The following is a 12,617-nucleotide window of genomic DNA, read 5'->3' on the forward strand; positions in this document are numbered from 1 at the left end:
CACCCCGCCTACGGCACCCCTCCCCTTACCAAGGGGAGGGGAAGGGGAGGGGTCAGAGGAACCCGCAGCCCAGGGTGATGAGCCGATTGAGTTAGTAGTGACGGGTGAGCAAGATAGTTATCGCATACCGAATACATCTGTGGGGACACGAACCGAAACGCCCCTGCGCGATATTCCCCAATCGATTCAAATCGTACCTCAAGAAGTGCTGCGCGATCAAAACATCACCACCTACAACGAAGTCCTAAGAAACGTTCCTGGGGTAGCTCCATTCAATTCTTCAACAACACAAATTAGCAACTTCATTATTAGAGGCTTCCTTAGCTTTGATTTTGCTAGCAACCTCGTTCTCAGAAATGGGTTGAGAGAGGCTGGAGGTTTGAATGCGGAAACAACTCCCGACATTGAAAGAATTGAAGTGCTCTTAGGCCCGGCTTCCGTGCTTTATGGGGCAGTCAATCCTGGTGGAACCATTAATCTAGTAACGAAACAACCGCTGCGCGACCCCTTTTATGCTGTTGATGCCACCATTGGCAGTTATGACTTCTATCGGGGTGCTATTGATTTATCAGGACCATTAAACGATTCCAGGACGGTTTTGTACCGACTGAACGCATCCTACCTAGATAGAGGGAGTTTTATTGATTTTGTTGAGCATGATCAATTCACACTCGCGCCTGTTGTGAGTGTGGCAATTGGGGAACACACTAGCTTTACCTTAGAAGGTGAGTACACAGAGACAAACGAAACTAATTTTACAGGCTTGCCAGCAGTCGGTACAGTGCTGCCCAACCCTAATGGACGCATCCCGCGCAATCGTTTTGTTGGAAACCCTGACTTTGTTCTGACTAGCAAAAGAAGCAGAGTGGGATATCGCCTACAACACGAGTTTAGCGATAACTGGTCATTACAAAATGCGTTTCAGGCGAGATTCTTTGACCGTATATGGGAAAACGGCTGGCGTATCAATACGAGTCTTGATCCAGATAATCGAACGTTGAACGGCGAAGTTAGCGACGAGGAGGATAATATAAACATTTACGACTTGAACACTAATCTAACTGGCAGATTTTCTACAGGTTCAATTGAGCATCAGTTAGTCTTTGGTGTTGATTTGGGTAGATACGAGCGAAACCTTAATTTGTTCACAGCACCTGCTGTACCACTAGATGTGTTTAACCCTGTGTATGAGCAGATTTTTGCTGGACCTTATATAAACGATGGTAAGATATCAAGCGTAACAGATACTTTAGGGATTTATATTCAAGACCAGGTGACACTGGCTCCTAATCTCAAGTTATTGTTGGGCGGGCGGTTAGATCTATTTGAGCAAATTACCCAAGATTTGCTGACAGATACCAGAACCAGTCAATCGGGGAATGCCTTCAGTCCTCGTGTGGGGATTGTTTATCAGCCGATTGAACCCATTTCTCTCTATGCCAGCTACAGTCGCTCATTCAACCCAGTTACTGGTACTGCCTTTGATGGTAGCCCATTCCAACCGGAGCGTGGCACTCAGTATGAAGTTGGAATTAAGGCTGATTTGAATGACCGACTTTCTACAACTCTTGCCTTTTATGACCTAACTCGAACTAATGTCTTAACCACTGATCCAGACAATCCTAACTTCTCGATTCAAACTGGAGAACAGCGTAGCCAAGGCATTGAACTCAGGGTTCAAGGTGAAATTTTGCCGGGATGGAACATCCTTGCAGGCTATGCCTACACCGATGCCAGAATCACCCAAGACAACACATTTCCTGTGGGTAATCGGTTGAATGGTGTTCCAGAAAATGCCTTGAATCTATGGACTAGCTATGAAATTCAGCAAGGTACCTTACAAGGGTTAGGATTTGGCTTGGGATTATTCTATGTGGGAGGACGGCAAGTTGATTTAGACAATAGCCTTGAACTTCCAAACTATCTGCGGACGGATGCGGCAATTTTTTACAGGCGCGAGCAGTTTCGTGCCGCCCTCAATTTTAGAAACCTTTTCAATGTAGATTATTTTGAAAGTGCCTTTAGTCCATTAACTATTTCTTATGGTGAGCCGTTCACGGTGCAGGGTACGATTTCGTGGCAGTTTTGACCCCTCCCAAACCCTGCCCTTGCAAAGGGGAGAGAGCCAGCCGGAACTACTGTTGTTTACCGTTGTTTACCGCCTTACTAATGAGGGATGAAGGAGAGTAAAGCAAAGGGAATTCGTGTAGTGGGTTTACGAATGATCAGGTGGACCAAAAATTGGATGGAGTTTTGCGGGCGATCGCTCAGACGATTCGTTAGTTATGGCAGTCAACCCCACCCTAATCCTCCCTTTACTAAAGGGAGAGAACCGATACCAACTTCCCTTCTGCTTATAAAGGGGGGATTGAAGGGGGTAAAACAACAACTATTACTAGCACTACTTACAATCGGGATCGTCTCAGGCTGTAGCAGTACGGCGATTGAGTATAGCGTAATACTGAGTACTAAACCACCGCCCTTAAGCCCTTGCCGAGTCGTGGAACACCTAATGGGGAAAACCTGTGTTCCCGATTGTCCTAAACGGGTTATTATCCTTTCGCCTTATAGCTTGCTGAGTAATGCGCTTACCCTGGGTATTAAACCCATTGGTAGTAGTGTTCATTCAATTAAGGATTTGAATGCAAACTATCCAAGAGAACAAGCCCATCTTGGGGAAGAAATAGAAAGGATTCAGCAAATAGGCTTGGCAACTGACCCTAATCTGGAGAAAATCTTACTACTTAAGCCTGATTTAATTTTGGCTTGGGAAGGTGCTAAAGCAATATACCCTTTGCTTTCTCAAATTGCTCCTACAGTCGTGGTTCCTTCTGATATGCCCAACTGGAAAGAACCTAAGTGGAAAGACCAATTTAGCTTTGTCGCTGAGGTTTTAGGGAAAGAAGCAGTAGCGCAGAAAGTCATGAATAAGTACTATCAAAGGCTTGAGGAACTCAAAGTAGCCTTAGGTAATCGTTATCAAAATCAAACAATTTCTGTGGCTAGTGCTATTGGGTATAATAATTTCACTTTTGTTAAGAACTCATTTATCGGCTCTATCCTTGATGAACTTGGACTACAACGCCCACCAGCGCAAAATGTTGTTGCACCCAATGGTGCGATTTATAACATCTCTGAGGAAAGGCTGGAGATATTAGATGGCGATATTCTATTTTTTCCGGTTCACAATATTGGTGCTAGAGAAGCTTATGAAAAGCTAAAACACAAACCCCTTTGGAAAAAGCTAAAAGCTGTTCAAAAAGGACAGGTTTATCTTGTCGATTTTTGGGCATGGATAGTGTGGGACGATCCATCTGCTGCTAATGCCGTGATTGATGACTTGTATAAGTATTTAGTTAATGCACCCTAAGTGCGATACGCTAAGCGTCAAGCCTCCAGCTTATCGCAATCTCGCGTAGGTTGGAACGTACCTTGCTTCCCGTTCCCTCGTAGACGCGGTAGACGCGTTCGCCATCAGGTGTTGCGTTAGCTAGCGGCTTCCGTAGGTACGGCTTAAAGTAGAGGGTTCCCGCAGGTTAGGGTAGTGGAACCCAACAAACTAACTGAGAAAACGAATTATAAATATACCTACTAGCACATCATCTCCTCCTTTGAGGATAGGCACAAAGGGAAGCAACGATGAAATCTACAGTTAAAAAACAACGTTGGCATCAACTTTTTCTGTATTTAAACGTCAATTCTGCATGACACCCAGACAGTGCTTGGGGGTAAAATTAAGTAATATGGATTTGAAAGCATCCCACGCGAAGGAAATAACGGACTTTTCTCTGAATGCAAAGTAAAAATAGGACTTTCGTAACGTACCCCAGAATTTTCTGGATACCATTCGATAAATTCGTCAAATGTTATCGGTTTAGTTAAAGCTTGACTCATATTTTTTGTTTAATGAAAAACACAATATACAATTCACATCTAAATACCAATTTTGTATTTTGGATTTTGGATTAAAACTATTGATTAATAGGCTAGTCCAGAATTTTGAAACAAGAACTTATTTTAGATGAACTAATTCACTCTCTAACGCAAAGGTAGCAAAAAATGCTAAAACCGTCTCCAATTGATTTAACTGCTCGTCTGCACGTAGCAATCGCAATGCTGCTCGAATCGTTGACTCGTCATCTCCTCCTGTAAAGAAGAAATTTCGAGTCAATCATTGGAAGAGTGCGATCGCAGTTTTCATCAACCGGGCGATCGCGCTTCAGTTGTCTGTTATTGCCATAGGCGAATCGGAAGTTGTTCACCAAATAGGGCAAAATCACCATCAGTCGTCAAAATGCTGTAGCTACGGCGATGAGCAACTGCACAAATTAAAAAGTCTGTATTGCTACCCTGAATTCCACTACGCCGACAGGTGTTATAAAACTCAGCAGCGAGTTCATAGTCTTCAATCACCAATTCCAGGTTAGGAAATGCTTGTAAATACTCTCTTAAACGCACAAATTGCTCACTTTTCCGAATTCCTGATAGCACTTCTTGCCGAATTGCTCCCAACAAAGCCACTCTCCCATCAGCAATCAATTCCCGCAGGCTCAGAACTTGAGGTAATTCTAATTCAACTCTATTTCGCCGTAGAGCCAACGACCAAACAGAGGTATCAACAACAACTTTCATCCTGCTCGCCGTTGCTGTTTATAGTCGTAGTCTGGATCATAGTCGATCTCACCAAACAGTTCCAAAATTTTCAATTGTTTGCGTCGCTGCACATATTCCTGCAACGCTTCTTCAACAACTGCTTGCTCAGTTTGATGTCCGCCCAGCATCAAGGCTTCTTGGATCAATGTGTCATCAATTTCAAGATTATTCGCCATAGTCTCCCATCTCCACTTACTTCCAACATTCCATCTGAAACTTAATTTCCAATGCTAACTCAATACCAGATAAAAACCCTTCCCGTCGTCCACGCTGTTCAATTTCCTGATACCAAGGAGACTCACGTAAAATTGCCATATCCCACCTCATAATTTGTTGAACTAATTCACTCTCTAACACAAAGGTAGCAAAAATGCTAAAACCGTCTCCAGTTGATTTAAAAAACTTGCGAAGCTGATTTTTCAGAAGTTTTCTTTAATTATTCCACCAAAGCATCTAAAAACATTAAATCATTACCAATATCCGAAATTTCATCTTCATTCATTTCTTCTAACTCTAATTGCTGATGATAAGCAGCAATCCGAAACTCTAGTGCTTCAACAATAAATCTAATTGCTTTTGGAGATAAATTCATGTTCGATAACATCCTCAACTTACTTTATAAAACGCATCACCGACTAAACGAAGAGCGGATTTATATTCCTCGAACCGCATTGTATAACTTGGTTCCCACAACCAATGATTGCCATAATCATTAACTAGTCTAAGTTCGTTAGGAATTGCAGTATTTTTTTCTAATTTCCATCAATTCTTACCAATACCCCGAACTGCAAAAGTTGAAATTCCACCCGAATTAGCAACGATCCACATCTCACCGTTTTCTTCATAAATCCCAATATCTTGAGAACGAACGTTATCCATCCTTGCAGAGGTTGCGTTCCTCATACGATACAAATCAATGGTGTCATTCTCATTTTAAATTTTTTCCTTACTTCTGCACCAGAGTCAGGCTACTTTTCTGAAATCTGAAATTATTTTTCATTATCTTCTCTCATTCCAAATTCGCAAACTTGTAAACGAAGCTGTTATATCAAGTTCGCATGATTAGTTATGATTACCATCTTGGTGTTACCCCTCCCTAACCCTCCCCTTACCAAGGGGAGGGTACCGTTAGGTGGGTGGGGTGCTTAAAGATTTATAAGTAATTAACTGAACTTGATATTAGACATTTAAATTGCATAATTAGGGCGGGCATCTTGCCCACCCCATAAGAGTTAGGGACATTTTTTATCTACTAACTAAACGTGGTTTAGCTTATCATCTCTATCACAATGGCAACACGCTCTGCTCACCCCCTCCTGCCTTTACTCCGCTATGCCAAACCCTATCAAGCCCAAATCTGCGGTGCAATTCTTTGTTCGATCGCGCGTACCCTATTGGATCTGGCACCACCTTATCTAATCGGTGTTGCGGTAGATGTGGTAGTTAAACAAGAAACTTCGTTAATTGCTCGGTTTGGTATTCAAAATCCCCTCACTCAGTTATTGGTGCTGTCTGTGCTGACGATCGCCGCCTGGGGTTTAGAATCCCTCAGCCAATATGGAGCCGACAAACTCTGGCGCAACTTGGCACAAACCCTACAGCATGAACTACGAGTCGATACTTACAACCACTTACAAGAACTAGAACTCGCCTACTTTGAAGAGCGCAGCACGGGCATCTTGCTATCTATTCTCAATGATGACATTAACCAGCTCGAACACTTCTTCAACTTTGGCGCTCAAGATCTGATCAGCTTTTTGACGCGAATATTTGCGGTTGGGATTAGCTTTGTGCTTATCGCTCCTGGCATTGCCTGGCTGGCGATGTTGCCCATCCCGTTTATCCTGTGGGGAACGTTCATCTTTCAATCAAGTTTAGCTCCCCGCTATGACACAGTGCGCGATCGCTCAGGCATCATTAGCGATCGCCTCGCCAACAACATTTCTGGTATTGCCACAATCAAAAGCTTTACTGCCGAAACCTATGAGAGCGATCGCGTTTACCAAGAAAGTGATGCCTATCGTCGCAGCAACAAACGGGCGATCACCCTGAGTGTAGCCTTTCAGCCCGTGCTGCGATTTTTGATTTTGCTAGGGTTTGTGCTGACGCTGTATCTGGGTGGTCAAGAAGTGTTACAAGGACGCCTCAGTGTTGGTACTTACGGATTCATGGTGTTTATTGTGCAAGATTTACTATGGCCGTTCACGGAACTGAGTGAAATCATGGATGAATATCAGCGAGCGATGGCATCGGTGCGTCGTGTCATGGGCTTACTGGATACCCCGATTGCAATTCCTGGTGGCGTTCGCTCCTTACCAATCGAAACTGTGGCTGGTGAAGTGCAATTTGATAATATTAGCTTTGCCTACAATGAGCGCAGCCATATACTCAAAAATTTATTCCTACAGATTCCTGCGGGAGCCACAATTGGTATTGTAGGAGCAACGGGTTCAGGTAAAAGTACGTTAGTTAAACTTTTGCTACGCTTTTATGAAGTACAGAGTGGACGCATTTTAGTTGACGGCATTGATATCCGCAACCTTAATTTATGGGATTTACGGCAATCTATTGGTTGGGTGAGTCAGGACGTGTTTTTGTTCCACGGTACGGTTGCAGATAACATTTGTTATGGTAGTTTCGATGCCACTCGCGAACAGATTATTCATGCTGCCTCCTTAGCCTATGCCCATGAGTTTATCGAGCAACTGCCCCAGGGCTATGACACAATAGTGGGCGAACGGGGACAGAAACTTTCTGGAGGACAACGACAAAGAATTGCGATCGCCCGTGCCATTCTCAAAAATCCACCGATTTTGATACTTGATGAAGCCACCTCTGCGGTAGATAATGAAACCGAAGCAGCAATTCAAAAATCACTCCAGGTGATTACGCAAAATCGAACGACTATAGCCATTGCCCATCGTCTATCTACTATTCGCAATGCCGACTGCATATATGTAATGGATAATGGTCAAATTGTCGAGCAGGGTAAACATGAGGAACTGCTAGAGAAAAATGGGATTTATGCTCTTTTGTGGAAAGTCCAATCGGGTGTCAGTGTGGAATGATGATTGTGTAGAGTGGGTAATGAGGGTATTTTGCTGCGAATGCCGCCAGATGATTAGATTTCTCATTCATTGATATCTGGACTTTAGTTCGAGTGCAGCACAAAAGCTGTTGAGACTATTTAATAAAGCATTATGGTAAGAATAAGCATCATCGTGTTCGTTCTGAAGATGGGCATACAAAGTCAGTTCTGGCTCTGATGCTAGAGGTTGATTTGGGATATCTAAACCTGCTTCGGTTAAGCGTATGGATGCGATTCTCTTTCAGAGAGGCTTCGCCAACGCGATTAATAGCGATCCAATGATATTATTTTTGCCGTAAAGAAGATCGTCTAGTCCGGGTAAGATTAACTCCGCTCCTGGCAATTCATTTAGCTCCATGATTTATCACTCCCTGGTGTGCTTTCACGTCAGCGGCAAACAAATAGTGAATGTAGCCCCTTCACCAAACTTGCTACTAGCATTAATGCTACCCCCGTGAGCTTCAATAATACGTTTGGCGATCGCTAAACCTAAGCCCACTCCCCGACCTTTGCGAGAGCGATCGCCAGTATAAAATTGCTCAAATATACGAGGAAGGTCGCTATCCTTTATACCTTTACCTTGATCGCGAATTTTCACAACTGCTTGTTTACCTTCCCTATAGCCAGTAATAAATATCTGGGAATTGGGGACTGAATGTTTAATAGCATTATCTAATAAATTGAGAAAAGCTTGTAATAGTCTTTCTGGATCGCCCTGGATTGGCAAATCAGCGACATTGATGTGGGCAGAAATTTGCAAATTTTGCATTCGCGTTTCTACCGCTCTAACAGCACGGCGAATTAAGCTGGAAAGCTCGATATTTTGCTGTTCGAGAGTTGTCACTCCAGCTTCTAGACGTCCTAAATCCAGCAAATCATGAATTAAACGTGACAATCGTTTGGTTTCGTCTTCGACAATTTGAAAGAAGCGATCGCGCACCGCCGCATCAGAAGCAGCCCCACTGCGAAGGGCTTCAACTGTGACTAAAACATTACTAATGGGAGTGCGGAGTTCGTGAGATACGTTTGCCAAAAACGCCCTTCGTTCCTGATCGAGCGATGCCAAGCGTTCGCTCATCCGGTTTAGTTCTAGGGCTAACTGATCTAACTCGTTACTTTGACGAATCTGGAGTTTATCGCCAAAATGCCCCCCACCCATTCGGATCGCAAAGTTTTTCATCGTCTGAATAGGACGAGACAGGCTACGTGCTAACCATTCACTAATAATAGTGCAAAGTATAAGCGTGAACACTAATGTTCCTAAGACTGTCCAAATCACTATGGCAAACTGGCGTTGAAATTGTTGTAGCGTAATGGACATTCGCATTGCACCTAACAACTTACCATTACGCACTATCGGCTGGGCAATGAATAATCTATCATCATTACTTAAGACTCCTTTTGCCACGCCTTGCTCTTCCCGATTTTCCAAGGCTGCACTAATACCAGGCACAGTTCGCCAATCTGTAATTTGTCTGTCTTGTTGAGGGTTTGCAGATGTTGCGATTAGTTTACCCTGACTATCAAAGACGCGTAAGGTAATTGTCTCAGCAGCACCATAACGCTGCACAGTTAGCGCCACCCTATTGCGATCGTTGTTTTCAAGCGCATCGGCAATACTTTCACCAAGGGCAGTACTCCAGTTTCGCATCTCTGTCTGCCTCATTTTCATAAAATAGGCATGGAATGACCAGAGAATATATCCTGCCATGAGTGAGGTTCCCAAAGTTGTCAGTAGCAGGTAAGTTGCTAATAGCTTTGTGTGGATCGAATTCCACTTGATTTGAGGTAACCAGCCCATTTCTCGATTAAGATTGCTTCTCGGCACGACGACGCAGCACAGCTTTAATACGTGCCAAAAGTTCACGGGTATTGAAAGGTTTTGTTACATAATCATCGGCTCCTGCTTCTAATCCCCAGATTTTATCTATGTCTTGGTCTTTTGCAGTGAGCATCACAATTGGCACATCAGAGAAAGCGCGAATCCGCCAGCAAACTTCCATGCCATCTACCTCTGGCAGCATCAAGTCTAATAGTATTACGTCTGGCACTTGCTTGTGAAACTGCTTAATGGCATTGTGACCGTCTGCTGCTGTGGTTACAGTATAGCCCTCTTTTTGTAGAGTATAAGAAAGGCTTTCTCTTAAAGGTTCTTCATCGTCTACTAGTAATACGTGAGGCATAGTTACTTTAAATTTAGTAATTCTTGGAAAATTCAAGCACTGTATAACAAGTTATAAAGGCAATGTGATATTTAAAACTTCTATCTACAGATACAAATTCACTTCTTAATCTTATCCTGTGGCTTTAATAACTCGATGATACCGCTCTTGGACATCTTTGCGGTCTTGTTCTTCCGATAAAGTAGCTTGGCTACTGCGCACAATCATCTCTGCATGACGACGTAAGGCAGCTTGGTGTTTGGGGTTTTGGGTATAAGTAGCAATCAGAGCGATCGCCTCCATTAAACGGATTGTCACTGCCACATCTGTTGTACTGTACTGACGAATCTGGTTAAAAGCAGTATCAACTAACCCTGCAAAAGTAACTGGTTCAGCAATTACGCGGAGGTGATTTTTATCATCGAAGCGATATGGCGAAGGAAAATTCCTTTGGGCAAGGTGAGAAAGCCCAGCCGCAAGTCGGTCAATACATCTAATTGCGGTAAATGGATCGTTAATTCCCGGAGAAATAGCACGCAGAGCAATTTCAACTAATTGCTCAATCGGAAACTCTATATCCTGCTGCTCAGTACGTTCCTTGTCCAGAATAAAGGCATCATTAATTTGTTTTTGTAGAGATGCAGAATTTCTTATTTTGACATCTGTACTTTCTTTAGCCCAAACCATAGCCAGAATTATACCTGGAAAAACAAACTTTCCTGGTCGGGACTTAATCCGCAACAGCAGATTCTGCTTGCAGGCTAAGTTCATTAATTCTTCGTCATCAATAGCTTGGATGTAACCTGTACCAATAGCTTTAATTGGACAAGCTTCTGAGTCAAGATTTATAGGAATTTCTGTTACCTGGTGTTCTGGCAAGCTATATCCAACTTGTTCAGGAAATAGTCGCTCAATCGCCTGATCTAAATCCGTACTAACTTCGGAAATAATGTGTGATGCCTGAATAATAGTAGAAGCGTGATGAATAAAGTAAATCAGCACACCAGTGCTGATAAGCGCTAACAAAATACCGACTGTCACTGATATCTGCGGTATAAACTCATCTTGTCCATCTTCCCCTCGAATCGTCCGCAACACGAGCAACGAATAGATAAAAGTAGCAATAAATGTACCTAATACAACCTGATTTCCAGTATCCTGCATGAAATTACGCAGCAAACGCGGGCCGAAATTTGATGAAGCCAGCTGCAAAGCAACAATTGTGATCGAAAAAGCTGTAGCGGTAACGCTGACGATGGAACCAGCTACAGCTGAAAGTAAACCACGAGCACCATCTGGCCCGCCAGTGTATATCCACCCCCACTGTTCAAAAGGCCCGTAATAGCCTTGCCTATCAAGTGTTAACATTCCAAATGCCAAGGCAACGGCTACCACTGCCATAATCGTTGGTACAAACCAATAACTAGAATGGAGCGAGTCCCAAATTTTGCTGAGTTTAATGTTTTTCATACTTCATCGTGAGTAGATACAGCTTCGCTATCTCCTGTACTACCGTTTCTTTGCGAACGCATTTCGGCAAGCTTTTGGAGCGAATCACTGATACGGCGAGGCTTTGGCACTTTTCCTTTACCAGCAGGCCAACCTTCGCGTTGACGAGAGCGATCGCCATCAGTCTCTTCAGTTTGATCGTGGAAAAGAATTTGTTGTGTGGGGAATGGTAAATCAATACCATTAACTGTGAGTTTCTTTTTAATTGCAGTCAGCACTCTATCTCGCGCTTCAAGTGCATCAGCACGGCGGGGCGGTTGAATCCACCAACGAGCGCGGATATTTACTGTACTTTCTGCCAACTCCATTACCAACGCATCTGGGGCAGGTTCCTTTAGCACCCCTTGGGTTTCGTGCATGGCTTCCAAAATTAACTGCTTGGCTCGATCAATATCATCCCCGTAGCCAATACCAAGATCGTACTCTAAGCGGCGGCTCTCAAAGGCAGTATTTACCTGCACAGAATTTGTGAATAATTCGGAATTAGGAATCACAATTCGACGACCATCATAAGTTTTAATTGTTGTGGCTCGTGTCTCAATGTTTTCAACCGTTCCCTCAAAATTCTTAAATACAATTTGGTCGCCAATTTGGAACGGTTCTGTCAGCAAAATTAAAATCCCTGCTAAAAAATTTTGCAGAATGTCCCGAAAAGCAAAACCAATTGCTACCCCGCTAATTCCCAGCAATTGCACTAAATCTCCAGCCCTGAGCGTAGGAATCACAATCGTTAGGGAGATAAACAAACCTAACAAAATAGTTGCACCCTGCGCTAATCTTCCTAGCACCATTCCCAAATTCCGTGCATGACGACGGTTACTAGTTAATCGCTTCACCACCTGCTTAATTGTCCTAGCAACAAAGAAAAAGATGGCAAAAACAATTAACGCCAAGACAATATTTGGCAACAGGGCAAAAAAACCATTGACCATTGCCTGAACTTTTTCCCAGGCATTGGATATATCTGCGTTCATCGTCTACACTCGCTCGTCAGTCGTGGATGATAATAATCAATAATTCCGGAGCGAGAATCTACCTGAGGGCTTTGAAATAATGTGACGCAGGGAAGATTGTTTGTTAAAAAGGCAGAGGAGGCAGCGCGCTGGCTCACCACCGCGCCCTAGCGGCTACCCGGAGGGTAGCCGCTAGCTAACGCAACGCCTGACGGCGAACGCGTCTAGTGCCGACTTGTAGCGACTGGCGTA

12 protein-coding genes and 3 pseudogenes are annotated in these 12,617 nt (G+C 43.5%); 3 read left to right on the top strand and 12 right to left on the bottom strand.

Annotation, left to right across the window (positions count from 1 at the left end):
* Together QUB80_RS34720 and QUB80_RS34725 are read left to right on the top strand one after the other, a co-directional pair.
* On the top strand, positions 1-2,089 hold a 2,089-nt coding region (locus tag QUB80_RS34720), incomplete at its 5' end, for a TonB-dependent siderophore receptor (RefSeq protein ID WP_289794011.1).
* Between the two features lie 132 nt (positions 2,090-2,221).
* On the top strand, positions 2,222-3,370 hold the full coding sequence (locus tag QUB80_RS34725; RefSeq protein WP_289794012.1) for an iron-siderophore ABC transporter substrate-binding protein: 1,149 nt from the start codon (positions 2,222-2,224) through the stop codon (positions 3,368-3,370).
* A 443-nt stretch (positions 3,371-3,813) separates the two neighbouring features.
* On the opposite strand, the pseudogene QUB80_RS34730 reads toward QUB80_RS34725, so the two are convergent.
* From QUB80_RS34730 to QUB80_RS34760, 8 genes and pseudogenes are all read right to left on the bottom strand, one after another.
* A pseudogene (locus tag QUB80_RS34730) lies at positions 3,814-3,894 on the bottom strand (Uma2 family endonuclease); the annotation flags it as partial.
* 118 nt (positions 3,895-4,012) lie between these two features.
* Positions 4,013-4,171 (bottom strand): hypothetical protein, encoded by a 159-nt coding sequence (locus tag QUB80_RS34735; protein ID WP_289794022.1) that lies wholly within the window; start codon positions 4,169-4,171, stop codon positions 4,013-4,015.
* A 59-nt stretch (positions 4,172-4,230) separates the two neighbouring features.
* Positions 4,231-4,632: a type II toxin-antitoxin system VapC family toxin gene (vapC, locus tag QUB80_RS34740; RefSeq protein WP_289794013.1), complete on the bottom strand. Its 402-nt coding sequence runs from the start codon at positions 4,630-4,632 to the stop codon at positions 4,231-4,233.
* Positions 4,629-4,829 (bottom strand): type II toxin-antitoxin system VapB family antitoxin, encoded by a 201-nt coding sequence (locus QUB80_RS34745; protein WP_289794014.1) that lies wholly within the window; start codon positions 4,827-4,829, stop codon positions 4,629-4,631. Before QUB80_RS34745 ends, vapC begins: the two co-directional genes overlap by 4 nt.
* A 37-nt stretch (positions 4,830-4,866) precedes the next feature.
* Positions 4,867-5,051: pseudogene (locus tag QUB80_RS34750) on the bottom strand (transposase); the annotation flags it as partial.
* A 38-nt stretch (positions 5,052-5,089) separates the two neighbouring features.
* Complete coding sequence (locus QUB80_RS34755; protein ID WP_289794015.1) at positions 5,090-5,257, bottom strand: hypothetical protein; 168 nt, start codon at positions 5,255-5,257, stop codon at positions 5,090-5,092.
* Between the two features lie 2 nt (positions 5,258-5,259).
* Positions 5,260-5,403 (bottom strand): annotated as a pseudogene (locus tag QUB80_RS35380) (hypothetical protein); the annotation flags it as partial.
* Positions 5,404-5,415: 12 nt separating this feature from the next.
* A complete protein-coding gene (locus QUB80_RS34760) occupies positions 5,416-5,556 on the bottom strand; it encodes a hypothetical protein (protein WP_289794016.1) in 141 nt (46 codons plus the stop codon).
* Between the two features lie 386 nt (positions 5,557-5,942).
* On the opposite strand from QUB80_RS34760, the gene QUB80_RS34765 reads away from it, so the two are divergent.
* A complete protein-coding gene (locus tag QUB80_RS34765) occupies positions 5,943-7,721 on the top strand; it encodes an ABC transporter ATP-binding protein (RefSeq protein WP_289794017.1) in 1,779 nt (592 codons plus the stop codon).
* Positions 7,722-8,123: 402 nt separating this feature from the next.
* On the opposite strand, the gene QUB80_RS34770 is transcribed toward QUB80_RS34765, so the two are convergent.
* From QUB80_RS34770 to QUB80_RS34785, 4 genes are all read right to left on the bottom strand, one after another.
* Complete coding sequence (locus tag QUB80_RS34770; protein ID WP_289794021.1) at positions 8,124-9,542, bottom strand: sensor histidine kinase; 1,419 nt, start codon at positions 9,540-9,542, stop codon at positions 8,124-8,126.
* A gap of 7 nt (positions 9,543-9,549) precedes the next feature.
* Positions 9,550-9,924, bottom strand: coding sequence for a response regulator transcription factor (locus QUB80_RS34775; RefSeq protein WP_289794018.1), 375 nt, complete (start codon positions 9,922-9,924; stop codon positions 9,550-9,552).
* Positions 9,925-10,035: 111 nt separating this feature from the next.
* Positions 10,036-11,373 (bottom strand): DUF2254 domain-containing protein, encoded by a 1,338-nt coding sequence (locus QUB80_RS34780; RefSeq protein WP_289794019.1) that lies wholly within the window; start codon positions 11,371-11,373, stop codon positions 10,036-10,038.
* A complete protein-coding gene (locus QUB80_RS34785; RefSeq protein WP_289794020.1) occupies positions 11,370-12,386 on the bottom strand; it encodes a mechanosensitive ion channel family protein in 1,017 nt (338 codons plus the stop codon). Before QUB80_RS34785 ends, QUB80_RS34780 begins: the two co-directional genes overlap by 4 nt.
* Positions 12,387-12,617: the final 231 nt, after the last annotated feature.

The sequence above is a fragment of the Chlorogloeopsis sp. ULAP01 genome, from assembly GCF_030381805.1.
Taxonomy (GTDB): Bacteria; Cyanobacteriota; Cyanobacteriia; order Cyanobacteriales; family Nostocaceae; genus Chlorogloeopsis.

Bases quoted from the DNA above. Each gene is read 5' to 3' on its own strand.
- QUB80_RS34725 (WP_289794012.1), top strand. From the start codon at position 2,222: ATGATCAGGTGGACCAAAAATTGGATGGAGTTTTGCGGGCGATCGCTC.
- vapC (WP_289794013.1), bottom strand. From the start codon at position 4,632: ATGAAAGTTGTTGTTGATACCTCTGTTTGGTCGTTGGCTCTACGGCGA.
- QUB80_RS34745 (WP_289794014.1), bottom strand. From the start codon at position 4,829: ATGGCGAATAATCTTGAAATTGATGACACATTGATCCAAGAAGCCTTG.
- QUB80_RS34755 (WP_289794015.1), bottom strand. From the start codon at position 5,257: ATGTTATCGAACATGAATTTATCTCCAAAAGCAATTAGATTTATTGTT.
- QUB80_RS34760 (WP_289794016.1), bottom strand. From the start codon at position 5,556: ATGAGGAACGCAACCTCTGCAAGGATGGATAACGTTCGTTCTCAAGAT.
- QUB80_RS34765 (WP_289794017.1), top strand. From the start codon at position 5,943: ATGGCAACACGCTCTGCTCACCCCCTCCTGCCTTTACTCCGCTATGCC.
- QUB80_RS34770 (WP_289794021.1), bottom strand. From the start codon at position 9,542: ATGGGCTGGTTACCTCAAATCAAGTGGAATTCGATCCACACAAAGCTA.
- QUB80_RS34775 (WP_289794018.1), bottom strand. From the start codon at position 9,924: ATGCCTCACGTATTACTAGTAGACGATGAAGAACCTTTAAGAGAAAGC.
- QUB80_RS34780 (WP_289794019.1), bottom strand. From the start codon at position 11,373: ATGAAAAACATTAAACTCAGCAAAATTTGGGACTCGCTCCATTCTAGT.
- QUB80_RS34785 (WP_289794020.1), bottom strand. From the start codon at position 12,386: ATGAACGCAGATATATCCAATGCCTGGGAAAAAGTTCAGGCAATGGTC.